Below are 21,099 nucleotides of genomic sequence, written 5' to 3' on the forward strand. Positions count from 1 at the left end.
TATGAAAGACACATTGATTACCCTGCTTGAAGGCGCCGTAGCGGCACTCAAGCAAGAGGGCGTGCTCCCCCAGGACGTTCAGCCAACCATCAAGGTTGACCCCACCAAAGACAAGGCCCATGGCGATTATGCCACCAACCTCGCCCTGATGCTGGCCAAACCGGCGGGCATGAAGCCTCGCGAACTGGCCGCGGCGGTGGTCAATGCTCTGCCCGCCAGCGACGCTGTGCAGAAAACCGATATTGCCGGCCCCGGTTTTATCAACTTTTTTGCGGCCACCGATGCTGCGGCCCAGGTCGTCGCCCAGGTGCTTGACTGCGGCGATACCTTCGGCCGCAGCATGCTTGGCCAGGGCCAGAAAGTGCAGGTGGAGTTTGTGTCTGCCAACCCGACCGGGCCCCTGCACGTCGGCCACGGCCGTGGTGCTGCGATTGGCGACTGCCTGTGCCGTCTGCTGGAAGCCACCGGCTATGACGTCACCCGTGAGTTCTATTACAACGATGCCGGCGCCCAGATCACCAACCTCGCGCGCTCAGTACAAGCCAGGGTCAAGGGGCTTTCACCTGACCACAGCAGCTGGCCGGAAGACGGATACCGCGGTGATTATATTATTGATGTGGCGCAGGATTATCTGGCCGGCAAAACCGTCAGCGCCGATGACCGTGAAGTCACTGCCAAGGCCGATCCGGACGACCTTGACGCCATTCAGACCTTTGCCGTGGCCTGGCTACGCCGCGAGCAGGACCTCGACCTGAAGGCCTTTGGCGTTGAATTCGACGTCTACTTCCTGGAGTCCTCCTTGTATGAGGATGGCAAGGTGGATGCCACGGTCGCGAGGCTCACCGACAATGGCCATACCTATGAGGAAGACGGCGCCACCTGGCTGCGCACCACCGCGTTTGGCGATGACAAGGACCGCGTCATGCGCAAGCGGGAGGGGGGATATACCTACTTCCTGCCGGACGTCGCCTACCATCTCGACAAGTGGCAGCGTGGCTTCAAGACGGTCGTCAATGAGCAGGGCGCTGACCACCACTCCACCGTGACCCGGGTGCGGGCAGGCCTGCAGGCGTTGGAAGCGGGCATCCCCAAAGGCTGGCCGGATTATGTGCTACACCAGATGGTCATGGTGACCCGCTCTGGCGTTGAGGTGAAACTCTCCAAGCGCGCCGGCAGCTATGTCACCCTGCGTGACCTGATTGACGAAGTCGGTCGTGATGCCACGCGGTTTTTCCTCGCTGCGCGCCGCGCCGACTCCCAATTAACATTTGATATTGATCTTGCCCGTTCTCAGTCGAACGAAAATCCGGTTTACTATGTGCAGTACGCCCATGCGCGCGTATGCAGCATGTTGCGCAAGACCGAGGCCGCCCAGCAGCCCTTTGATCATGACCTGGCGTTGGCCAACCTTGCCTTGCTCGACAGCGATCAGGAAAAGGCCGTCTTCAACCGCCTGGCACGCTTCCCTGAGGTTGTCGAGGTGGCCGCCAGAAACCGTGAGCCCCAACAGATCGCGCAATACCTGCTTGATCTGGCGGGTGATTTTCACACCTGTTACAACGCCGTCAAAGTCATGGTAGACGATGACACCCTGCGCAATACGCGCCTGGCATTGGGTCTGGCAACCCGCCAGGTGTTGCGCAACGGCCTCGACCTGATGGGTGTCCGTGCGCCAGAGGAGATGTAAGCAATGCCCAGCCCACGTAAACCCCCTTCCCGTCGCGGTGCTACCACGCAACGCAGCAGGACGACGAAAAAAACCTCTCCCAACGGCCGCCTGCCTGGCTGGCTGTGGGGGCTTGGTGGCCTTGTCGCGGGGTTTTTCCTGGCGCAGCAGCAACATGGCACTGCCCCCTGGCAGGATGCCAGCGACGCCCCCCAGGCAACCGTTATTTCCAAGGAACAGCCCGATGACGCGTCAGCGGAGGAGGGACAAGACGGTGAGGCGACGTCCACACCGACCTTTGAATTCTATACCCTGCTGCCGGAAACCGAGATCATTGCTTCCGATGGCGCGGTTCCCTCTCGCGTTACCCAGCCCGACCCGACGCCAACCGAAGAGACTGACACCGCTTCGGACAGCACCGCCAGTCAGCTGACGGCTGACGAACAGGTCGTTGCCCCGGAGGCCCCCATTGAAGAATCAACGCCGGTCAGCAACGATGACCCCATCGCCGAGCTGATCGCCGCCAATACAGAGACGTCAGACAGCGCAGAAACGTCTCCTTCGCCTGACGCCGCTCCTCAGGAGGAGCAAAAGCGCTTCATGCTTCAGGCAGCGTCGTTCCGCTCCGAAAGTGATGCCGGTGAGATGCGCGACCGGCTGCGTAACCTTAGCCTGCTGGCGCATATCAGCGAGGTCCAGGCCAATGGCGATACCTGGCATCGCGTTCAGGTTGGCCCTTACGATGACACGCGCGAGCTTAATCGTGCCCAGGACCTGATGGGCACACAGGGGATCGAGCCGCTGCTGATTCAGCTGCAGAATTGAGCGCCATTCACCTGTTTACAGCAACACTGGCCCTGCGGGCGGTTGATTTTTCATCAGCCGCCCGCATTCTGTTGTGAACATCCTTTTTCACCGGCTGCTGCATGGTAGCCGTATCGTCATCGGGAGCACGCCTCCCACAAGGAGCTCACTCCATGACTACGATTGTTTCTGTGCGTCGCGGCGACCAGGTCGCACTCGCCGGCGATGGCCAGGTCTCTCTGGGCAATACCGTGATGAAAGGCAACGCCAGCAAGGTACGCCGCCTGTATCGCGGCAAGGTGCTGGCCGGTTTCGCCGGGGGCACGGCCGATGCCTTTACGCTGTTCGAGCGTTTTGAAGCGCAGCTGGAGAAATACCAGGGCCATCTGACCAAGGCCGCCGTAGAGCTGGCCAAGGACTGGCGCACAGACCGCGCCCTGCGCCGTCTGGAGGCCTTGTTGGCGGTGGCTGACCACAGCGCCTCCCTGATCATTACGGGTAACGGCGATGTGGTGGAGCCCGAGCGCGGCATTATTGCCATCGGTTCAGGTGGTAATTACGCGCTGGCCAGCGCCCGGTCACTGCTGGAAAATACTGACCTTTCCGCGCGTGAAATCACCGAGAAGTCCCTGGAAATCGCCGGTGACATCTGCGTATTCACCAATCACCACGTCACCATGGAAGAGCTATAAACCATGACACAGATGACTCCCCGTGAGATTGTTCACGCCCTGGACCAGTACATTATCGGCCAGAAAGATGCCAAGCGAGCCGTGGCGATTGCCCTGCGTAACCGTTGGCGCCGCATGCAGCTGGACACCGACCTGCGCAGTGAAGTCACCCCCAAGAATATCCTGATGATAGGCCCGACGGGCGTCGGCAAGACCGAGATCGCCCGTCGCCTGGCGAAGCTGGCCAAGGCCCCTTTCATCAAGGTGGAAGCGACCAAGTTCACCGAGGTGGGCTATGTCGGGCGTGATGTGGAATCCATCATTCGTGATCTGATGGAAGCCGCCCTCAAGATGGTGCGCGAAGACGCCAAGGCAGAGGTCAGCCACCGGGCCGAGGACGCCGCCGAAGACCGCATTCTGGATGCGCTGCTCCCCCCGCCGCGTGGTCAGGAAGACAAGCCCCGCGAAGAGAATGCGACACGCCAGTCGTTCCGCAAGAAGCTGCGCGAAGGTGAGCTTGACGACAAGGAAATCGATATCGAGCTTTCCCAACAGGGTGCCAGCGTCGATATCATGACCCCGCCGGGCATGGAAGAAATGACCAATCAGCTGCAGAGTCTGTTTTCCAACATGGGGCAACAGAAACGCGAAACCCGCCGGATTGCCGTCAAGGACGCTTTTGGCCTGTTGCGTGATGAGGAAGCAGGCAAACTGGTCAATGAAGAAGATATCAAGGCCCGAGCGGTTGAAGCGGTGGAACAGCACGGCATCGTCTTCCTGGACGAAATCGACAAGGTGGCCAAGGGCAGTGGCCAGTCCAGCGGCGGCGAGGTCTCCCGCGAGGGCGTCCAGCGCGATCTGCTACCGCTGATCGAGGGCTCCACGGTGTCCACCAAGTATGGCATGGTCAAAACTGACCACATCCTGTTCATCGCTTCCGGTGCTTTCCATCTGTCGCGTCCCTCGGACCTGATTCCTGAGTTGCAGGGTCGCCTGCCGATCCGCGTCGAGCTGGATGCCCTGACCCCTGGCGACTTCAAGCGCATCCTGACCGAGCCATCCGCCTCGCTGACCCGTCAGTATCAGGCACTGCTGGCCACGGATGGCCTGGATGTCGAGTTCACCCCGGACGGCATCGAGCGGATAGCGGAGATTTCCTGGCAGGTTAACGAAGGTACCGAAAATATCGGCGCACGCCGTTTGCACACTGTCATGGAACGCCTGCTTGAAGAAGCCTCTTTCAAGGGCGGCGATCTTGACGGGCCGCTGGTCATTGACGCTGAGTACGTTAACGCCCAGCTGGGTGAGCTGGCGGTCGATGAGGATCTTTCCCGCTATATCCTCTAACAACGTGATGGATTATTGCCAGCTTGTCCGCGCTTGACGGACAGGCTGGCGTTGCATTTGCAGGAAAATCTTGCACGGTTATTGCGTGTCTGCGTATGGTAGCGATTACGCTGACATCCACATCTTCATGAGGCATCCCATGGACGCTCCCATTCCTACCCGCGTTCACTATCACCGCAAGGCCCGTGAGCTTGAGCTTGGCTATGCCAGCGGCGATACCTTTCTGTTACCCATCGAACTGCTGCGCGTTTACTCGCCCTCCGCGGAAGTGCGCGGCCATGGCGGAGACACCGCAGTCCTGCAGGTAGGCAAGAAATTTGTCGGTCTCCAGAACATTACCCAGGCGGGCAATTATGCACTCAAGCTGCATTTTGACGATGGCCACGACAGCGGCCTGTTCACCTGGAACTATTTATACGAGCTGGGCACTCATCAGGAGGCTTACTGGCGCGACTATCTGCAACGTATGGAAGAAGCGGGCGCATCCCGCGAACCCCTGGGGATTGAAATCAAACAGGTATAACCGACACCAGGCGCAGACAAGCCTGGCCTGACAAGGCTACAATAGCGGCAACTTTTTAACGACGGTTGCAGCCGTGCATTGACACACCGTCAGGCAGGCCTTCACCGTCTCGAATTCGGGAGCCGCCCCTCCATGAGCCCCACAGAAAAACATACGACTCACTTCGGTTACGAAGAAGTACCCGTTGATGAAAAAGCTTCCCGCGTCGCTGACGTCTTTCATTCCGTGGCTGCCCGCTACGATGTCATGAATGATCTTATGTCGATGGGCATTCATCGTCTCTGGAAACGCCTCACCATCGAGCGCTCTGGCGTTCGCCCTGGCCATCAGGTGCTTGACATTGCCGGTGGCACGGGCGACCTGACACTCAAGTTCTCACGCATGGTCGGGCCCCGCGGCAGGGTGGTATTGGCCGATATCAACGCTTCCATGCTGGGCGTCGGGCGCGACAAGCTGATGGATAATGGTGTCGGCAGTAATGTTGAATACGTTCAGGCCAATGCCGAATGTCTGCCCTTCCCGGATAACAGCTTCGACTGCATCACCATCGCCTTTGGCCTGCGCAACGTCACCGACCAGGATGCCGCCCTGCGCTCCATGCAGCGGGTGCTCAAACCCGGCGGACGTTTGTTGATACTGGAGTTCTCCAAGCCTGAAAACCCTTTATTATCAAAAGCTTATGACGAATACTCTTTTCGGCTACTGCCGCGTATGGGCCAGATAGTCGCAGGGGATGCTGAAAGTTATCGCTATCTGGCAGAATCCATCCGTATGCACCCTGATCAGGATACCCTCAAGGCGATGATGGAAGCCGCAGGCCTGGATCGTGTCGAGTACACCAACCTGACCGGTGGCATTGTCGCCCTACACCGTGGCATCAAACTATGAAGCAGGCCATTATCAAACACACAATGAGGTTGGCATGCTGGTAACCCCCGCCCTGCTGCTGGCAGGCTGCGAACGTATGCTCAACACCTTGCTGGCTCGCGACCCTGCCTCTCCGCAGCGTCTGGATGCCATGGCGGGCAGCCGCCTGCTAATTCGCTTTGAGCAACCCAGGCTGGCCCTGTTGATGGCCTTTCATCCGTCTGGCGTTGACCTGCTCCGCGGGGAAGATATCGACGAGACCAGCGCTGATGCCGTGGTTGAACTGTCGCCCGAAACCCTGTCGGAATGGGTCAGCGGCAGCTCTGTCGAGCGCTTGATGTTTGAAGGCAGGCTGTCGGTGCGCGGGCGCATTCAGCTGCTGGAAGCCACTCAGGCGCTTTTCACTGACCTGGATATTGACTGGGAAGGCGAGCTGGCCAACTGGCTTGGCGATATTCCAGCGCACTCGCTTGCCGAAGGTTTGCGCCGTGCCGGCCGCTGGGGGCTTCGCGCCAGCAACGAGCTGATGGCGGACGTTTCCGAATACGTGTTCGAGGAAGCCAAACTGCTTCCCGGTCGCCAACAGCGTGATGTATTGCGAGATCACCTCAGCGAGCTGGAAATATCCACCGACAGGCTGGAAGCACGACTGAACCGCCTCCACCGACGTCTGACCCAGCGCTTATCACAAGGAGATTCCGGCTCATGAGCCTGCGCCTGCTGCGCATTGGTTGGGTGATTGCCCGCTACCGCCTTGATACCCTGATCCCGGTGGCGCGCCTGCCCTGGTGGATGCGCCTGTTGATGAGCATTTCACCCCTCAGGCTGTTCCCTCTGGGCGAGCGCCCGCGCAGCGAACGGCTCCGGCTCGCGCTTGAAGCGCTTGGCCCCATCTTTGTCAAGTTTGGTCAGATGCTCTCAACACGCCGCGACCTGTTGCCAGCCGATATTGCTGATGAGCTACAGCGCCTTCAGGATCAGGTGCCGCCGTTTCCGGGTGACGCGGCTGTTGCCCGGGTAGAGCAAGAACTGGGCATGTCGCTGAGCGCTGCCTTTGCCAGCTTCAGCCGCACGCCTCTGGCATCGGCATCGATTGCTCAGGTGCATGTTGCCGAGTTGCACAGCGGTGAAGAAGTGGTGGTCAAGATTATCCGCCCGGGCATCGACAGGATCATGGGGCAGGACATGGCCCTGATGTATCAGTTGGCCAGATTGGTGAGCATTGTTCCCGAAGCTCGCCGCCTGCGGCCGGTGGAGGTAATCCGCGACTATGAAGCCACCTTGTTTGATGAGCTTGATCTCTACAAGGAGGCCGCCAGCACCTCTCAACTGAAACGTAACTTCAAGGATTCACCGCTGCTGTTCGTGCCGGCTATTTACTGGACCTATACCCGGCGCCATGTGATGGTTCAGGAACGTATTCGGGGTGTCCCTGTGGCCAATACCGATACCTTGCGCGCCCGGGGTACCAACCTGAAAAAACTTGCAGAACGTGGCGTTGAGATCTTTTTTACCCAGGTTTTTCGCGACAACTTTTTCCATGCCGACATGCACCCGGGGAATATCTTTGTTGATTGCGATGACCCGGAAAACCCGCAATATATCGCGATCGATTGCGGCATTGTCGGCAGCCTGACCCGGGAAGATCAGGATTATCTGGCGCGCAACCTGCTGGCTTTCTTCCGTCAGGATTATTACGAAGTTGCAGCGCTGCATATCGAGTCCGGCTGGGTGAGCGAAGATACGCGTGCCAACGAATTTGCCGCTGCCATCCGGACTGTATGCGAGCCCATTCTGGAAAAGCCGTTAAAGGACATCTCGTTCGGACAGGTGTTGCTGGGGCTGTTTCAGACGGCCCGGCGGTTCAATATGGAAGTGCAGCCCCAGCTGGTGCTGCTACAGAAAACCCTGCTCAATATTGAAGGGCTCGGGCGTCAGCTTTATCCGGACCTTGATCTGTGGAACACCGCCAGGCCGTTTCTGGAAAGCTGGATGAAGGAGCGCTCTGGCCCTCGTGGCGTATGGGACTCGCTCAAGCGCCAGGCACCCGAGCTGGCTCACCAGCTGCCTGAGCTGCCAGTGCTGGCGCACAAGACTCTTAGCCGGATGGAGAAAGAACAGCGCCAGCGCCACCATCAGGCCAATGCCATCACGATGATCCAGAAGACGCTGTCCCAGCAAAATAAACGCCATTACCGTCTCAAGCTCGGTCTGATCCTGCTTGCCATTGCCCTGACCTGGCAACCTCTCAGCCAGTGGGCCAGCGTACAGGACTGGCCGGTTCTGGTAGCAGCGGCCATCGGGCTTTTGCTATTGGTGTGGCACTAGACTCGCCAGGGAGCTTGCCTCTCTTTTCAGTGTCAAATCACAAGGACACATTATGACCAAGACGCCATTACCGGCCGTTGACGATACCGTCCTCGATGCCCTTTTCGAGGTACTCAGACAGCGTCGCCACGCAGCTCCGGACGACTCCTATGTGGCTTCCTTGCATTACAAGGGATTGAACAAGATACTTGAGAAAGTGGGCGAAGAAGCGACGGAGACCCTGCTTGCTGCCAAGGATGCAGAAAGTGGCGAGCCATCCAAACAACAGGCGCTTATCGCCGAAACGGCAGATTTGTGGTTTCATAGCCTTGTCATGCTTTCTCACCTGGGCCTGGATCACCAGGCTGTGATTAATGAACTGGCACAGCGCTTTGGCGTCTCGGGCCACGACGAAAAGGCCTCTCGCAACAAGGCCTGATTGTTATAACATCTATTTTCCGGTTGATTTGCCGAGCACACATGAGGACTCGCATATGTTAGGTGGCATCAGTATTTGGCAGTTGCTGATTGTTCTGGGGATTATCATCCTGATTTTCGGCACCAAGAAGCTGCGTAATGTCGGCACCGACCTGGGGGGCGCGGTGAAAGGCTTCAAGAAAGCCATGCATGATGAAGAAAAAGCCGATGGTTCAAAAGATGCTGACGAACCACAGGCCAAGGTCGGGCATGAAGAAAACGGCAATACCTATGACGTTCAGGCGCAGGAAAAGCCCACTGAACACAGCGAAGAGCGCAAATAAACCATGCTGGATATCGGTTTTCTTGAGCTCTTGATCATCGCCGTGGTTGGGTTGTTGGTACTTGGCCCTGAGCGCCTGCCCCGGGCTGCGCGTACCGCCGGGCTTTGGGTCGGCAAGATAAAGCGCTCGGTATCCGGCATGCAGCGTGAAATCAGCGCTCAGCTTGAATCTGAAGAACTGCGCCAGAAACTTAATGAACAGCAGAAAAAGCTCGACGACAGCCTCAGGAAAGCCAAGCAGGACGTTGAGAATATCGCTGAGGCTCCCAGCGCGTCCGACAGTGACAAGGCTTCACCCGACAAGGATCAGCGTCTGGCGGATGCATCGGCACGTATTGACGATGCCCTGGACACCGTGCGGGAAACCAGCACTTCAACTGCGGATTCAGGCCCCCAGGATGCATCAACGGCCGAGGCGTCTTCTTCACAGGCGTCCCCGTCCTCTTCCAGGACGTCGTCCCATACGACGTCGACTCAACAGGATAGCAATCCCCGATGAGCAGCGGTGACTCTCAGGATCAACAAGCCAAACAGGCACAAGCCCCCTTGATTGAACACCTGATCGAACTTCGCTCACGCTTGATGCGTGCCGTGGTCGTGGTGCTGGTGATCTTTCTTGGGCTGTACGCTTTTGCCAATGATATCTATACCTTTATGGCCCAACCGCTCATGGCGCTGCTACCCGAAGGGTCACAGATGATTGCCACCGAAGTGGCCTCCCCTTTTCTGGCGCCCTTCAAACTGACCCTGGTCGTGGCGGTATTTGCCGCCGTGCCCTTCATTCTTCATCAGGCATGGTCGTTTGTCGCACCCGGGCTTTATGATAATGAAAAGGCGCTGGCCATTCCGCTGCTGGTGTCAAGCGTGGGGCTTTTCTATGCTGGCGCCGCCTTTGCCTATTATGTGGTGTTTCCGTTACTGTTTGCCTTCTTCACCCAGACAGGGCCAGAAGACATTCAGATCATGACCGACATCAACCAGTATCTGAATTTTGTGTTGAAGCTGTTCTTTGCTTTCGGAGTAGCGTTTGAAATTCCGATTGCCACCTTCCTGCTGATCTATAGTGGCGCCACCAGCGTTGAAAGCCTTTCCAGAAAACGCCCCTACGTGATTCTCGGTTGCTTCGTGGTCGGCATGCTGCTGACACCCCCCGATGTTGTTTCGCAGAGCCTGCTGGCCGTTCCCATGTATCTGCTTTATGAGGTTGGCCTGCTGTTTGGACGACTGGTGCGCCGCAAGCCCGCCCAGGATGCAGATGACGAGCTCGGCGAGAACAGTTAACGTTTTCAGCGTCCTGTATCCGCGCCTGAAAACCCGGATACAGGACCCGTCATCAGCCCATCATTTCATCAATGCGCTCGACCAGCTTGAAAACCCCGGTAGCGGCTTCACTGATACGTGTCGCCAGCATATAGGCTGGAGTGGTGACCACGCGGTTTTCGAAGTCGACGACAATCTCTTCAACGCTGCAGCTACGGTGCAGGCCCCCCATGGCACTGATGGCACCGGCAACCCCCGGGTCATGGCCAACAGTGACGGCAATCCCTTCCCCCAGCAGGCGCGGTACCATGACCGGTGCAATACAGATCAGCCCGATTGGCTTACCATCTTCGCGGAAGGCATCAAGCACGTCCTTGAGGGGCGCCAGTACCTGCATGCTTTCCCCTTCAAGCGCAAAATCGCAGAGGTTCTGTGCGACGCCGAAGCCACCGGGTACAATAACACCATCAAAGTGTCCGGCATCCAGCTCGCTTAACGGGCTGATATCCCCTCGCGCCAGCCGGGCCGACTCTTCCAGCACGTTGCGCGTTTCGCCTTGAGAGGCTTGCTGGGTGACGTGATTGATCACCTGATGCTGATTCAGGTCCGGAGCAAAACAATGATAGCCGATGCCCAGCTGATCGAGGCGCAACAGCGTCAAGGTGGTTTCATAGATTTCAGAGCCGTCGTATACACCGCACCCGGCCAGAATGACTGCGACCTGTTTTGTCATGAGAAGTGACCTCTTTTATAGCGTTTTGTTAATAGCCGTCTACTTTAGGCAGTTTATGTGACAGTCACAAGCCAGCTTTCGCCCTATCACTGGATTGATATACTCTGAACAGATACTGATTGACCGTACTCACCCCGCTTCCCAGAGACGCAAGGAGAACAGCATTGACGACCAACACCCAGCGTCATTTTCCTGCCACACGCATGCGCCGCATGCGTCGTGACGCTTTTTCACGCCGCTTGATGCAGGAAAACAGCCTTTCTGCCGCTGACCTTATCCTGCCGGTGTTTGTACTGGAGGGTGAAAATCAGCGTCAGGCCATTCCGTCCATGCCCGGCGTTGAACGCCTGTCTCTGGATCTGCTGATCGAGCAGGCTCGGGAGGCTTATACGCTCGGCATTCCGGCCCTGGCGCTTTTTCCAGTGATCGGACCGGAGCAGAAAACCGAACTTGCCGAGGAAGCCTACAACTCGGCGGGGCTCGTGCAGCGCAGCGTGCGAGCGCTCAAGGCAGCCCTCCCCGAGCTTGGCATTATCACTGATGTTGCGCTCGACCCCTACACCAGCCATGGCCAGGACGGTATCATTGATGAGCAGGGCTATGTGATCAATGACCGCACGGTCGACACCCTGCTAAAGCAGGCGCTTTCTCATGCGGAAGCCGGTGCGGACGTGGTCGCTCCCTCGGATATGATGGATGGCCGCATTGGGTCGATACGCCAGGTACTCGAGCAGGAACACCTGCATAACGTCCGCATCATGGCCTACAGCGCCAAGTATGCCTCCCACTACTATGGCCCCTTCCGGGATGCCGTCGGCTCAGCCGGCAACCTGGGCAAGGCCGACAAGCGCACCTACCAGATGGACCCGACCAACAGTGACGAAGCGCTCCACGAAGTGGCTATGGACATTGCTGAAGGTGCCGATATGGTCATGGTCAAGCCGGGCATGCCCTATCTGGACGTGGTTCGGCGCGTAAAGCATGAGCTTCAGGTGCCCACCTTTGCCTATCAGGTCAGCGGCGAGTACGCCATGCATCGTGCCGCCTTTGATAACGGCTGGCTGGATGCCGACAGCGTTATTCTCGAGTCCCTGATGTGCTTCAAGCGCGCCGGTGCCGATGGCATTCTCAGCTACTTTGCACTCGACGCTGCACGGCTTCTGAAGGCCAATGGCTGAACTTGAACGGCTGTCCATTTTGCCCTGCTCACCAGATGACCCTTGGGTGACACCCATTTGTCATTTATATCGTCCATACTGAAATGCAGAATGGTCAATTTGAAGAATCAGGAGCAGTGATGGATACCACCGGTGGACAACAACCGCAGACAGGAACCGAATCCATGGCTGGAGAACAAGACACCCCTACCTTGCGTGTAAATCGCACGACAACCGGTGTACAGGCCAGGGACAGCCAGCTGGAAACCGATCTGGATGATCCTCAGCTGTATTTCAACCGTGAGCTTTCTCACTTGCAGTTCAATATCCGTGTGCTTGAGCAAGCCCTGGATGATGCACACCCGCTGCTGAACCGCTTGATGTTCCTGCTGATTTTCTCATCCAATATGGATGAGTTCTTCGAGATCCGGGTAGCCGGCCTGAAGCATCAGATCGCCCTGGGTGATGACACCACAGGGGCCGATGGCCGCCTGCCCAAAGCCGTGTTGAGCGAGATTTCACAGATTGCCCACGAGCAGATCGCCCGTCAGTACAAGATTCTCAACGATACCCTCTTGCCGGCCCTTGAGGCCCAGGGCCTGAGATTTCGGCGCCGCAGCCAGTGGACCCAGGCCCAGAAAGAATGGGTGCGGGCAATGTTCAACAATGAAATCATGCCGGTCATCAGCCCTATCGGGTTGGACCCGTCTCACCCCTTCCCACGTCTGGTCAACAAAAGCCTGAACTTTATTGTTGAGCTTGAAGGCAAGGACGCCTTTGGCCGCGCCGGGGGCATGGCCATTCTGCCTGCGCCGCGCTCGCTGCCGCGCCTGATGGCCTTGCCCAAAGAGCTGTGTGAAGAAGGCTATTCGGAATATGTCTTTCTGTCCTCGATGATTCACGCCCACGCCGAAGAACTGTTCCCCGGCATGCAGGTACGTGGCTGCTACCAGTTCCGCCTGACCCGCAACGCGGATATGACCGTCGACCCGGAAGAAGTGTCCGACCTGGCCTCTGCGCTGCGCGGAGAGCTGCTCGCCCGCCGCTATGGCAGCGGTGTGCGCCTGGAAGTGGCGGATAACTGCCCGGAAGACCTGATCAACTTCCTGCTGCGCCAGTTCAACCTGGAACAGGAAGATCTCTACCGGGTAGAAGGCCCGGTCAATTTGACCCGCATGATGGCCGTGCTGGGCGACGTTGACCGGCCAGAGCTGCTTTACCGCCCCTATACGCCCGGCGTTCCCAAGACACTCAAAAGTGGCAGTCTGTTTAACGCCATCCGTAAGAGCGATATTCTGCTTCATCATCCGTTCCAGTCATTCACCCCCATCGAAGATCTGCTCAGCGAAGCAGCCCGCGACCCGGATGTGCTGGCGATCAAGCAGACACTTTACCGCACGGGGGCAGAGTCTCCGATTGTCAGTGCCCTGGTGGATGCAGCAAGCCAGGGTAAGGAAGTGACCGTGGTCATTGAACTGCGCGCGCGCTTTGATGAAGCTGACAACCTGCAGCTTGCCTCGCGCCTGCAGGAAGCCGGGGCCATCGTCATCTATGGGGTCATGGCCTACAAGACCCATGCCAAGATGATGCATATCGTGCGGCGTGAAAAAGGCGCGCTGCGTCACTATGCGCATCTGGGCACCGGCAACTACCATTCCAAGACAGCCAAGCTTTACACCGACTATAGCCTGCTGACCGCTAACGAGGCCCTGTGTGCCGACGTTCACCGGGTGTTTCAGCAGCTCTCCGGCATGGGCCGGGCAAGACGCATTGATACCCTGCTACATGCACCCTTTACCCTGCATGAGCGGCTGTGCGAGATGATTGATCGTGAAGCCCAGAGTGCCCGCAAGGGCAAACGCGCCCATATCATCATCAAATGTAACTCATTGACTGAGCCAAAGCTGATCAAGGCCCTTTATCGCGCCTCACAGGCAGGGGTTGAGTGTGACCTGATCATCCGCGGCATGTGCTGTCTCAAACCGGGTATTGAAGGGGTCTCCGAGAATATTCGCGTGCGTTCGATCATTGGCCGTTTTCTGGAACATACCCGGGTATTCCATTTCCATAACGATGGTAAGCCGGAGACCTGGTGTTCCAGCGCTGATTTTATGGCGCGCAACATGTTTCATCGGGTGGAGACCTGCTTCCCACTGCTGGATAAGAAACTGGCCACCCGGGTACGCAAGGATCTGGAAACCTATCTGGTGGATAACTGCCAGAGCTGGCTTCTGCAACCGGACGGCAGTTACCAGCTTCAGGGCCATGGCGAGGGTGCACCCATCAGTGCACAGGAGACCTTGCTATACGCCTATGCGTCGAAAAGCTGATAAGCTGACCGTATGATCGAACTACGCCACCTACGCACCTTGCTGGCCTTGCGTGAAACAGGCTCTCTGGTAGAAGCAGCCGAGCGGGTGCATCTGACCCAGTCGGCCCTATCCCATCAGTTAAAAGACCTGGAAAACCGCCTGGAAGCGGCACTTTTTATACGCAAGACCCGGCCCGTAGAGTTTACGCGGGCAGGCCTGCGGCTGCTCCATCTGGCCGACAGTATCCTGCCGGAAGTGCGTCGTGCCGAGCGGGATATCGCCAAAATGGCGGGCGCGGAACAGGGGCGTCTGCACATGGCCATCGAATGCCACAGCTGTTTTCAGTGGCTGATGCCCACGGTGGATCATTTTCGAGACCATTGGCCTGAGGTGGAAATTGATATTCCCGGCGGCCACCATTTTGACCCGTTACCCGCTTTGGCCCGTGAACAGCTTGATCTGGTGATCACCGCCGACCCACAACCGTTGGAGGGTGTTCACTATGCGCCGCTGTTTCGCTATGAAGGCCTCCTGGCCGTTGCCCGCCAGCACACATTTGCACAGCAGCGCTTTGTCACGCCGGGGCAACTGGCCGATGAAACCCTGATCACCTATCCGGTTGAGCACACTCGTCTGGATGTGTTCAGCCATTTTCTGACCCCGGCCAATGTACGCCCCAAAGAGATTCGTACCGCGGAACTTACCCTGATGATGATGCAGCTGGTGGCCAGTGGACGCGGCGTTTGTGCGCTTCCCAACTGGGCGTTGACCGAGTATCTGCAGCGCGATTATGTCGTGGCCGTCAAGCTGGGCGAACAGGGCGTGTGGAACACCCTGTATGCGGCCATTCGCGAAGAAAGCCTGGAAATGCCCTGGATGGAGGATTTTCTGGATACCGCGCGCGCCACTTCCTTTGCCGTACTTACCGGGATCAAGCCAGCGAATCGCGACGTGGAATCAACAGCGTAAACCGCGCGCCTCCCAGGTTCGGGCTGGTATCCGCGGTAATACTCCCGCCATGTCTGATAATGATTTTCTGAACAATCGACAGCCCCAGGCCATAGCCACCCGAACTTCTCGCGCGACTGTCGTCAAGGCGGGTAAAGGGCTTGAAAATCTCTGTGCGCGAATCATCCGGCACCCCGGGGCCATCGTCTTCTACATCAATGCGCACCAGGTGTGATTCGTTCCAGATTCGCACCTCGACCCGAGTACACCCATGCCGACAAGCATTGCTGACCAGGTTCTGTAATGCTCGCTGTAAATAGCGCGGCTCAGCACTCAGCTCAGCATCCTGACCGGGCAACAGAGTCAGCGTCATGGTCTCGTGCAGTGGCGCCAGAGTATCCAACACGCGTTCCACCATGGCGCGACAGTCCACCAGTGACGTTTCCATCGCGGTCGCATTGACGGTATCACCGTCCAGGCGTGCATAGGTAAGAATCTCATCTACCAGCTTGTCAAGTTCGGCAATATCGGCGTCGATACCCTGCAGCTGACGCTGAACAACCGGCTTGTCATTCATGTCCTCTACCATCTGTACGGCAAAACGTATGCGTGCAATGGGCGTGCGAAGTTCATGGGAAACCGCACGAATCATTTCCTGCTGGCCACGCAAAAGGGTCTGCACCTGACTTGCCATGACGTTGAATGCCATACCCAGGCGTCCGAGAAAGTCCCCCTTGTGTACCTTGACACGCGTCTCCAGACGACCACTGGCAATTCGCGTGGCGGCCAGTTCCAGCCGCACCATTCGCGATTCGATATTGCGCATGATCTGATAGATCACCAGGGTAAGAATCATCATGACGCTTAATAGAAGCATCAGATACAGATGTAAGGGCAAAGGCTCTTCATCGACGACAAGCTCGGCTTCCAGCCATGGGGGCCTCAGCGGAGAAGTATCTGAAAGGGAGGTTAACAGAGTAATGTCGAGCCGCTCTCCGGCAAGACGCGTGACCACCTGACCGCTGACCAAGGCTTGCTGCTGCTGGACGGAAAGGGCTGACGGTAGCCGGTCAATCAGCTCCAGCGTCCAGCGCGTGCTGCTCAACGCCTCAAGACGTTCGGCACGGCGCGCGCCACTCAAGCCTGCCAGCCCTTCAGCAGCGAGTGCCACTGTCGACTGCCAATGCTGCTCTTGCCACTCATCCAGCGTCAGGCTGAGCAACCAGGGAGAATTATCCAGACGTTGGCGGAGCCGCCAGGGAGCAGCGTCAACCAGTATGGCGCCGCGATCCAGACGCTGCTGTTCAAGAAAAGTCAGGCTGGCGTCTGCCACCGGTACCAGATCAAGCGCGACCCCAGGCCCAAGCCGCTGGCTCAGCGACGGTAGACGCCGTTCACGTTCAGCCACTGACAGCGGCGCAAGTTCAGCCATCAGTACTGCCATGGGAAAATGCGCCAACTGCGCCCGGTAATCGTCGTGGCCAACTCTCTCGATGACAATACGTCCCAGCATTGCCATCAAGAAAATTACCAGCAACGTCAGCCCTAAAAGGATATAGAAGCGTAAAAAGGACCCACGTTGCTTAATCCTGTGCATAATCCACTCAACCTGCCCCTAGCTATCTTTTACAAACAGATAGCCTTTGCTGCGCACGGTCTTGATGCGGTGGGGCTGGTGTGGGTCGTCACCAATCTTTGGGCGGATGCGTGACACGCGCACATCGATCGAACGATCCTGGCCATCATATTTAATACCGCGCAGCTGGGTAAAAATTTCCTCGCGCGTCAGGACGTGGCCAGCATTGCTGGCGAGCAACCATAGCAGGTCAAACTCTGCGCTGGTCAGGTCAATGCGGTCTCCCGACAGCCAGGCCTCGCGGGTGGCGTTGTCGATTTCAAGATTTTCAAAACGCAGCCGCATTTCGCCGCTGGATGATGGTTGGTCAGCCCGACGCAACAGGGCACGCATCCTGGCCAGCAGCACCCGTGGCTGGACCGGTTTGGAGACGTAGTCGTCAGCGCCCATTTCCAGGCCAAGCACTTGATCCATATCATCGGTACGTGCTGTCATCATCATGATCGGGCCAGAGAAATTGGGCCTCACACGCCGACATATCGATAAGCCATCCTCACCGGGCAACATCAGATCCAGAAGCACCAGATCCGGCTGGAGTGTCAGAATACGGTCCACCCCTTTGGAACCATCGGCTTCGAGTGACACCTGAAAACCGTTCGCTTCCAGATATTCGCGGGTCAAATCGGCAAGGCGCTTATCATCTTCAATAATCAGCACATGATCCTGGTCGGGAAAATCAGGTGCCGCAGGCTCCTCATTCCCTAATGCTGCAAATTGCTTTTCTAAATCATCGACCATTTTTAGGTTATGCTCCACTTCATACGTTTGCGCTCCTTGGGAAGCCCGCCCAAGAAATATATATTTACAATATATCAGGATACCTCAAAAAGCCTATTACGCCTGCTTTAATCCACTTGAAACGAATATTTTTGTGCATTTCAGCCCTCATAGGTGGACTTGAAACACGTGCAACAGGCGACTAAGGTAGTTATGTCAAGAAATGTCAACCTGCGAGGAGACACCGACAATGCCTGACAGCAAACCGAAAAGCATCATCAAACGTGTCTATGTCCCCACTCAGATTTATGACTTACCGAACGGCGAGCGTCTGAAGGTTCCCGGACATTACAGAATGCCGGTAAAAGAGGAAAATAACGGTTAAGCGCTCAGGATGCAGAAGGTAACCATAAAGGTCCCTCTGACGAAAGCCTCTTTTTCAATCAGGCTGAGGCTGGCTAACCCTTAGGTCCCAGCAGCAACCAGGCAATAAGCCCCACCAGCGGGAAAAATAGAAGAATCAGGATCCATAGCAATTTGGATATGCCACCTGATTCACTTTTGGCCACCTTGATAATGGCCCAGATCAGAATAATCAACCAGATCAGGCCCAAGAGCCCGCCTATTTCAATACCCATTGTTCATCCCTCTTTTTTGTCCAACCTAAAAATATGAGCTCGATTCGTCTGTCTCAACGTGTTTGTAGCTATCACCTGCTACTCATCCGGACGGTAGAGTGTCATTTCCCCCCGCTGTATCTGGATGTTCAGCAAGCCAAGAAAGCTCATGCCCAGCAGCACGATGTCCTGCTCGCTTTCCGGGCTTATCGAGCCTTGCACATCCGCCATGTGAATCCCTCCCAGGCGCACTTCATCAAGATGCGTCAAGGCCCCTTCCACGCGACCATTGGCCGTGTGGAACCAGGTACTACGCCCAGGCTCGAGCTCCAGTTCATCCGCCAGATGTGCGGGCACAGCCACGTAGGTTGCCCCGGTATCCAGTAAAAAGGTGACTGCGTGTCCATTAATGAAACCAGGGGCTTCAAAGTGGCCAGCGCGGTTGCGTTTCAGCGTCAGCGGCTTGCCTGGCTCAGCGGTGTCCAGAATATGCGTATTAGGGTGCAGCATGGCTTGCCAGCCGCCGTGCACCCACCAGGTGCCTACCGCCATGAGCAGCACCCAGAACAACAGCATCATTATCAGACTAGTGCCATACTCACGCCATCGCATTCACTGTTTCTCCTGGCCGCTCGGGGTTTTCCGCCACTTGCAAATACGCGCGCAATTCAACGTCAACAGACCCTAATGACCTTGCCATTGCTGTGCCGCTTCACGGCCACGCGGCTCATTCACACTGATACATATCACCATGGCGAGCACAAACAGCAGCGCACACAGCAGAATAGCCCCCTGTAACCCTACAACGGCCTGCAAGCCGCCCAGCATCAAGATGCCGAACACACCCGCCAGCTTGTTGGCCAGCCCCCAGAAGCCAAAAAACTCTGCCGATTTGGAAAGCGGTGAAAACACCCCCACCAGGGCACGGCTGGCTGATTGGCTGGACCCCAGGCTCAAACCTGCCAGGGACCCGACTACCAGAAAGACATATTGTGCCTGCCATTGCCACCCGAACAGATGGTTAACCAGGGCCGTGACCTGTGGAGTCGCCCAGATAGCAATCACTGCCGACACCCACAACAGCAAGGTCAGCTGGTAAGTGCGCTTGGCGCCGATGCGATCCTGTACCCAACCCAACCCCATTGCGCCGACGGCCGCGGTTACCTGAACGATAATGAACATGATATTACGGACACTTTCGTCCCAACCAATCACCTGGGCGCCGTAGATAAACGCAAAAGCAATAATGATGTAGACCCCAGCCATGGAAAACAGCAAGGAAACAAGGAATCGGCTGAGATCCTGAAAACGATGGAGTTCATGCAGGGTAGTGGTCACCCGCCGCCAGGCAATCTGGTGATAGTTAGACACCACCGGCTGTGGCAGTCCGCGTTCTTTCAACCACACAAAGGTTGGAATAGCGGCAAGCAGGAAAAAACCTGCAGCAAAAGGGCCCACCCAGCGAATCCGCTCAAAGTTTTCAGCGCTGGCCTCGCCCAGCACCAGCAGGGTGAAGCCTGCCGCGCACAGGCCTCCGATGTAGCCCAGTGCCCAGCCAAAACCGGAAATCTTACCCAGAAATTCCGGCGGCCCAAGCGCTGGCAAAAAGGCGGCAATAAAGGACTCTCCCATGGAATAGGCGTAATTGGACACAATTATCAGCACCATACCCAGCCATACATAGCCAGGTTCCACAAAGAAAAGCAGCGCCGTGGCCACCACTGTGGCCAGGTAACTGGCAAACAGGAAGCGCTTCTTCTCGGCGCGATAATCCATTATCGCGCCGCACAGGGGAGCCGTTAGTACAACCAGCAGAAAACTCACTGCCAGCGCCAGGCTCCAGAGCAAGTTGGCAAAGCGAAAGTTATCGCCGCGATCACCGACAATGACGGTCGTGAACAGCTCACCAAAGACCACGGTAATGATCAGCAGGGTGAAGGCCTGATTGGCAAAGTCGAACATTGCCCAGCCAAGGATTTCACGCCGGGAGGCCAGGGGACGGCCCTGTGTCGGCAGGCTTCCAGCATCGGGGTCAGGGATCATAGAGTCAGCAGTCATGTCAAGGCGTCAGCAACAGATGCGCCAGCACCGCTATCAGGCCCACCAGCAGTGCCACCCCTACGGCAACACTGACCGCAAGGTTCAACCAGCGATCAAAAGCGCCAGAGGGTTGTGTTCGGCGGGTTGCGCCTCGTCGCAGCTGTCGCATCATCAATCTCCCAGGCGGTTACTTGTGTCATGCGGCCCGCACGTTTATCGCGACAAACCAGCGATCAGCATCCAACACCATCATATACAAGATCGACCTAAACAACAGCCGCGTGACACAAGGTGAACTTGCGCCTCAATTGATGTTCCAATGGGGCAAATGGCTAATCTGGAGACATCAATGCCACACAATGACCGCGAGCAACGCAACGCCGCCTGGCAGGCCGCCAATCAATGGCGGGCACGGGCCGCTCAAACGCGCCCCACTGGCCTGCTCGGTTCCATCAAGCTGTTTTTCATCTGGCTGGCGGTAGGCGCACTCATGCTGGTTGCCGTACTGCTCGGGCTAGTTTTCATGCTGGTCGGCTGGGCCATGATGCCGTTTTTACGCCGCAAGATGAATAAACGCATGGACGAAATACGCGCCCAACAGGCTCAGGATATCGGCAGCGGCAGTGCACAAAGTCAGGAGAAGACCTCCCAACACACCCTGGAAGGCCACTATGAAGTCAAAAGCGGCGACCGCCACAACTCAGACAAATCTTCGTAGTCTACCCAGCATGATG

The 21,099-nt window shown here is 57.2% G+C and carries 24 protein-coding genes; 17 read left to right on the plus strand and 7 right to left on the minus strand.

All coding sequences use genetic code 11. The features are described from left to right. Position 1 precedes the first annotated feature (1 nt). The 12 genes from argS to tatC all read left to right on the plus strand — a co-directional run bounded on the left by argS (position 2) and on the right by tatC (position 10,226). Positions 2-1,687 (plus strand): arginine--tRNA ligase, encoded by a 1,686-nt coding sequence (argS, locus tag LL947_RS12250; RefSeq protein WP_404414258.1) that lies wholly within the window; start codon positions 2-4, stop codon positions 1,685-1,687. A 3-nt stretch (positions 1,688-1,690) separates the two neighbouring features. Continuing rightward, positions 1,691-2,491, plus strand: a complete 801-nt coding sequence (locus tag LL947_RS12255; RefSeq protein ID WP_499833369.1) for an SPOR domain-containing protein — start codon at positions 1,691-1,693, stop codon at positions 2,489-2,491. 152 nt (positions 2,492-2,643) lie between these two features. Next, positions 2,644-3,162: an ATP-dependent protease subunit HslV gene (hslV, locus tag LL947_RS12260; RefSeq protein ID WP_290821738.1), complete on the plus strand. Its 519-nt coding sequence runs from the start codon at positions 2,644-2,646 to the stop codon at positions 3,160-3,162. 3 nt (positions 3,163-3,165) lie between these two features. Then, complete coding sequence (gene hslU / locus LL947_RS12265) at positions 3,166-4,488, plus strand: ATP-dependent protease ATPase subunit HslU (protein ID WP_290821740.1); 1,323 nt, start codon at positions 3,166-3,168, stop codon at positions 4,486-4,488. A gap of 139 nt (positions 4,489-4,627) precedes the next feature. Continuing rightward, positions 4,628-5,011, plus strand: coding sequence for a gamma-butyrobetaine hydroxylase family protein (locus LL947_RS12270; RefSeq protein ID WP_404414262.1), 384 nt, complete (start codon positions 4,628-4,630; stop codon positions 5,009-5,011). Between the two features lie 132 nt (positions 5,012-5,143). After that, on the plus strand, positions 5,144-5,899 hold the full coding sequence (ubiE, locus tag LL947_RS12275; RefSeq protein WP_499833370.1) for a bifunctional demethylmenaquinone methyltransferase/2-methoxy-6-polyprenyl-1,4-benzoquinol methylase UbiE: 756 nt from the start codon (positions 5,144-5,146) through the stop codon (positions 5,897-5,899). A 34-nt stretch (positions 5,900-5,933) separates the two neighbouring features. Beyond that, positions 5,934-6,587 carry a ubiquinone biosynthesis accessory factor UbiJ gene (locus LL947_RS12280; protein ID WP_290821746.1) on the plus strand — a complete coding sequence of 218 codons (654 nt, stop codon included), beginning with the start codon at positions 5,934-5,936 and terminating at the stop codon, positions 6,585-6,587. Continuing rightward, on the plus strand, positions 6,584-8,206 hold the full coding sequence (gene ubiB / locus LL947_RS12285; protein ID WP_404414266.1) for a ubiquinone biosynthesis regulatory protein kinase UbiB: 1,623 nt from the start codon (positions 6,584-6,586) through the stop codon (positions 8,204-8,206). Before LL947_RS12280 ends, ubiB begins: the two co-directional genes overlap by 4 nt. Positions 8,207-8,258: 52 nt before the next feature. Beyond that, a complete protein-coding gene (locus LL947_RS12290) occupies positions 8,259-8,624 on the plus strand; it encodes a phosphoribosyl-ATP diphosphatase (protein ID WP_290821750.1) in 366 nt (121 codons plus the stop codon). A 55-nt stretch (positions 8,625-8,679) separates the two neighbouring features. Then, complete coding sequence (tatA, locus tag LL947_RS12295; protein ID WP_290821752.1) at positions 8,680-8,946, plus strand: Sec-independent protein translocase subunit TatA; 267 nt, start codon at positions 8,680-8,682, stop codon at positions 8,944-8,946. Between the two features lie 3 nt (positions 8,947-8,949). Continuing rightward, complete coding sequence (tatB, locus tag LL947_RS12300; protein ID WP_290821754.1) at positions 8,950-9,444, plus strand: Sec-independent protein translocase protein TatB; 495 nt, start codon at positions 8,950-8,952, stop codon at positions 9,442-9,444. Next, the gene (tatC, locus tag LL947_RS12305; protein ID WP_499833371.1) at positions 9,441-10,226 is read left to right on the plus strand and encodes a twin-arginine translocase subunit TatC; all 786 of its coding nucleotides are present in this window, start codon (positions 9,441-9,443) and stop codon (positions 10,224-10,226) included. The genes tatB and tatC overlap by 4 nt, the downstream gene beginning before the upstream one ends. A gap of 52 nt (positions 10,227-10,278) precedes the next feature. Here tatC and elbB read toward each other — a convergent pair whose 3' ends face one another. Next, positions 10,279-10,938, minus strand: coding sequence for an isoprenoid biosynthesis glyoxalase ElbB (gene elbB / locus LL947_RS12310; protein WP_499833372.1), 660 nt, complete (start codon positions 10,936-10,938; stop codon positions 10,279-10,281). Positions 10,939-11,141: 203 nt separating this feature from the next. Between elbB and hemB the strand changes: the two genes are divergently transcribed. From hemB to LL947_RS12325, 3 genes are all read left to right on the plus strand, one after another. After that, complete coding sequence (hemB, locus tag LL947_RS12315; RefSeq protein WP_499834424.1) at positions 11,142-12,116, plus strand: porphobilinogen synthase; 975 nt, start codon at positions 11,142-11,144, stop codon at positions 12,114-12,116. Positions 12,117-12,235: 119 nt separating this feature from the next. Next, positions 12,236-14,425: a polyphosphate kinase 1 gene (gene ppk1, locus LL947_RS12320; protein WP_404414271.1), complete on the plus strand. Its 2,190-nt coding sequence runs from the start codon at positions 12,236-12,238 to the stop codon at positions 14,423-14,425. A gap of 12 nt (positions 14,426-14,437) precedes the next feature. Next, complete coding sequence (locus LL947_RS12325; RefSeq protein WP_290821759.1) at positions 14,438-15,376, plus strand: LysR family transcriptional regulator; 939 nt, start codon at positions 14,438-14,440, stop codon at positions 15,374-15,376. On the opposite strand, the gene LL947_RS12330 is transcribed toward LL947_RS12325, so the two are convergent. Next, a complete protein-coding gene (locus tag LL947_RS12330) occupies positions 15,339-16,874 on the minus strand; it encodes an ATP-binding protein (protein ID WP_499833373.1) in 1,536 nt (511 codons plus the stop codon). The genes LL947_RS12325 and LL947_RS12330 overlap by 38 nt on opposite strands. Before the next feature lie 96 nt (positions 16,875-16,970). Further along, positions 16,971-17,729 carry a response regulator gene (locus tag LL947_RS12335; protein ID WP_290821761.1) on the minus strand — a complete coding sequence of 253 codons (759 nt, stop codon included), beginning with the start codon at positions 17,727-17,729 and terminating at the stop codon, positions 16,971-16,973. A gap of 229 nt (positions 17,730-17,958) precedes the next feature. Between LL947_RS12335 and LL947_RS12340 the strand changes: the two genes are divergently transcribed. Beyond that, positions 17,959-18,093 carry a hypothetical protein gene (locus LL947_RS12340; RefSeq protein ID WP_404414277.1) on the plus strand — a complete coding sequence of 45 codons (135 nt, stop codon included), beginning with the start codon at positions 17,959-17,961 and terminating at the stop codon, positions 18,091-18,093. 73 nt (positions 18,094-18,166) lie between these two features. Here the strand turns inward: LL947_RS12340 and LL947_RS12345 are convergent, their stop codons facing one another. The 4 genes from LL947_RS12345 to LL947_RS12360 all read right to left on the minus strand — a co-directional run bounded on the left by LL947_RS12345 (position 18,167) and on the right by LL947_RS12360 (position 20,537). Beyond that, positions 18,167-18,346, minus strand: a complete 180-nt coding sequence (locus tag LL947_RS12345) for a PLDc N-terminal domain-containing protein (protein ID WP_290821763.1) — start codon at positions 18,344-18,346, stop codon at positions 18,167-18,169. Positions 18,347-18,424: 78 nt separating this feature from the next. After that, a complete protein-coding gene (locus LL947_RS12350) occupies positions 18,425-18,937 on the minus strand; it encodes a retropepsin-like aspartic protease family protein (protein WP_499833374.1) in 513 nt (170 codons plus the stop codon). A gap of 72 nt (positions 18,938-19,009) precedes the next feature. Then, positions 19,010-20,287 (minus strand): MFS transporter, encoded by a 1,278-nt coding sequence (locus LL947_RS12355; RefSeq protein ID WP_290823452.1) that lies wholly within the window; start codon positions 20,285-20,287, stop codon positions 19,010-19,012. Between the two features lie 97 nt (positions 20,288-20,384). Continuing rightward, a complete protein-coding gene (locus LL947_RS12360; RefSeq protein WP_499833375.1) occupies positions 20,385-20,537 on the minus strand; it encodes a hypothetical protein in 153 nt (50 codons plus the stop codon). 177 nt (positions 20,538-20,714) lie between these two features. Between LL947_RS12360 and LL947_RS12365 the strand changes: the two genes are divergently transcribed. Next, positions 20,715-21,083, plus strand: coding sequence for an NfeD family protein (locus tag LL947_RS12365; RefSeq protein ID WP_499833376.1), 369 nt, complete (start codon positions 20,715-20,717; stop codon positions 21,081-21,083). The last annotated feature ends 16 nt before the right edge of the window (positions 21,084-21,099 follow it).

The organism is Halomonas sp. BLK-85 (assembly GCF_044792155.1).
Lineage (GTDB): Bacteria > Pseudomonadota > Gammaproteobacteria > Pseudomonadales > Halomonadaceae > Vreelandella.

Coding starts and splice junctions, on each gene's coding strand:
- LL947_RS12330 (WP_499833373.1), bottom strand. CDS start 16,874: ATGGCAATGCTGGGACGTATTGTCATCGAGAGAGTTGGCCACGACGAT.
- LL947_RS12360 (WP_499833375.1), bottom strand. CDS start 20,537: ATGATGCGACAGCTGCGACGAGGCGCAACCCGCCGAACACAACCCTCT.
- argS (WP_404414258.1), top strand. CDS start 2: ATGAAAGACACATTGATTACCCTGCTTGAAGGCGCCGTAGCGGCACTC.
- hslU (WP_290821740.1), top strand. CDS start 3,166: ATGACACAGATGACTCCCCGTGAGATTGTTCACGCCCTGGACCAGTAC.
- LL947_RS12325 (WP_290821759.1), top strand. CDS start 14,438: ATGATCGAACTACGCCACCTACGCACCTTGCTGGCCTTGCGTGAAACA.
- LL947_RS12255 (WP_499833369.1), top strand. CDS start 1,691: ATGCCCAGCCCACGTAAACCCCCTTCCCGTCGCGGTGCTACCACGCAA.
- ubiE (WP_499833370.1), top strand. CDS start 5,144: ATGAGCCCCACAGAAAAACATACGACTCACTTCGGTTACGAAGAAGTA.
- LL947_RS12340 (WP_404414277.1), top strand. CDS start 17,959: ATGCCTGACAGCAAACCGAAAAGCATCATCAAACGTGTCTATGTCCCC.
- hemB (WP_499834424.1), top strand. CDS start 11,142: ATGCGCCGCATGCGTCGTGACGCTTTTTCACGCCGCTTGATGCAGGAA.
- LL947_RS12290 (WP_290821750.1), top strand. CDS start 8,259: ATGACCAAGACGCCATTACCGGCCGTTGACGATACCGTCCTCGATGCC.
- ubiB (WP_404414266.1), top strand. CDS start 6,584: ATGAGCCTGCGCCTGCTGCGCATTGGTTGGGTGATTGCCCGCTACCGC.
- tatC (WP_499833371.1), top strand. CDS start 9,441: ATGAGCAGCGGTGACTCTCAGGATCAACAAGCCAAACAGGCACAAGCC.
- LL947_RS12345 (WP_290821763.1), bottom strand. CDS start 18,346: ATGGGTATTGAAATAGGCGGGCTCTTGGGCCTGATCTGGTTGATTATT.
- LL947_RS12270 (WP_404414262.1), top strand. CDS start 4,628: ATGGACGCTCCCATTCCTACCCGCGTTCACTATCACCGCAAGGCCCGT.
- LL947_RS12350 (WP_499833374.1), bottom strand. CDS start 18,937: ATGCGATGGCGTGAGTATGGCACTAGTCTGATAATGATGCTGTTGTTC.
- tatA (WP_290821752.1), top strand. CDS start 8,680: ATGTTAGGTGGCATCAGTATTTGGCAGTTGCTGATTGTTCTGGGGATT.
- LL947_RS12280 (WP_290821746.1), top strand. CDS start 5,934: ATGCTGGTAACCCCCGCCCTGCTGCTGGCAGGCTGCGAACGTATGCTC.
- tatB (WP_290821754.1), top strand. CDS start 8,950: ATGCTGGATATCGGTTTTCTTGAGCTCTTGATCATCGCCGTGGTTGGG.
- LL947_RS12365 (WP_499833376.1), top strand. CDS start 20,715: ATGCCACACAATGACCGCGAGCAACGCAACGCCGCCTGGCAGGCCGCC.
- ppk1 (WP_404414271.1), top strand. CDS start 12,236: ATGGATACCACCGGTGGACAACAACCGCAGACAGGAACCGAATCCATG.
- LL947_RS12335 (WP_290821761.1), bottom strand. CDS start 17,729: ATGGTCGATGATTTAGAAAAGCAATTTGCAGCATTAGGGAATGAGGAG.
- elbB (WP_499833372.1), bottom strand. CDS start 10,938: ATGACAAAACAGGTCGCAGTCATTCTGGCCGGGTGCGGTGTATACGAC.
- hslV (WP_290821738.1), top strand. CDS start 2,644: ATGACTACGATTGTTTCTGTGCGTCGCGGCGACCAGGTCGCACTCGCC.
- LL947_RS12355 (WP_290823452.1), bottom strand. CDS start 20,287: ATGTTCGACTTTGCCAATCAGGCCTTCACCCTGCTGATCATTACCGTG.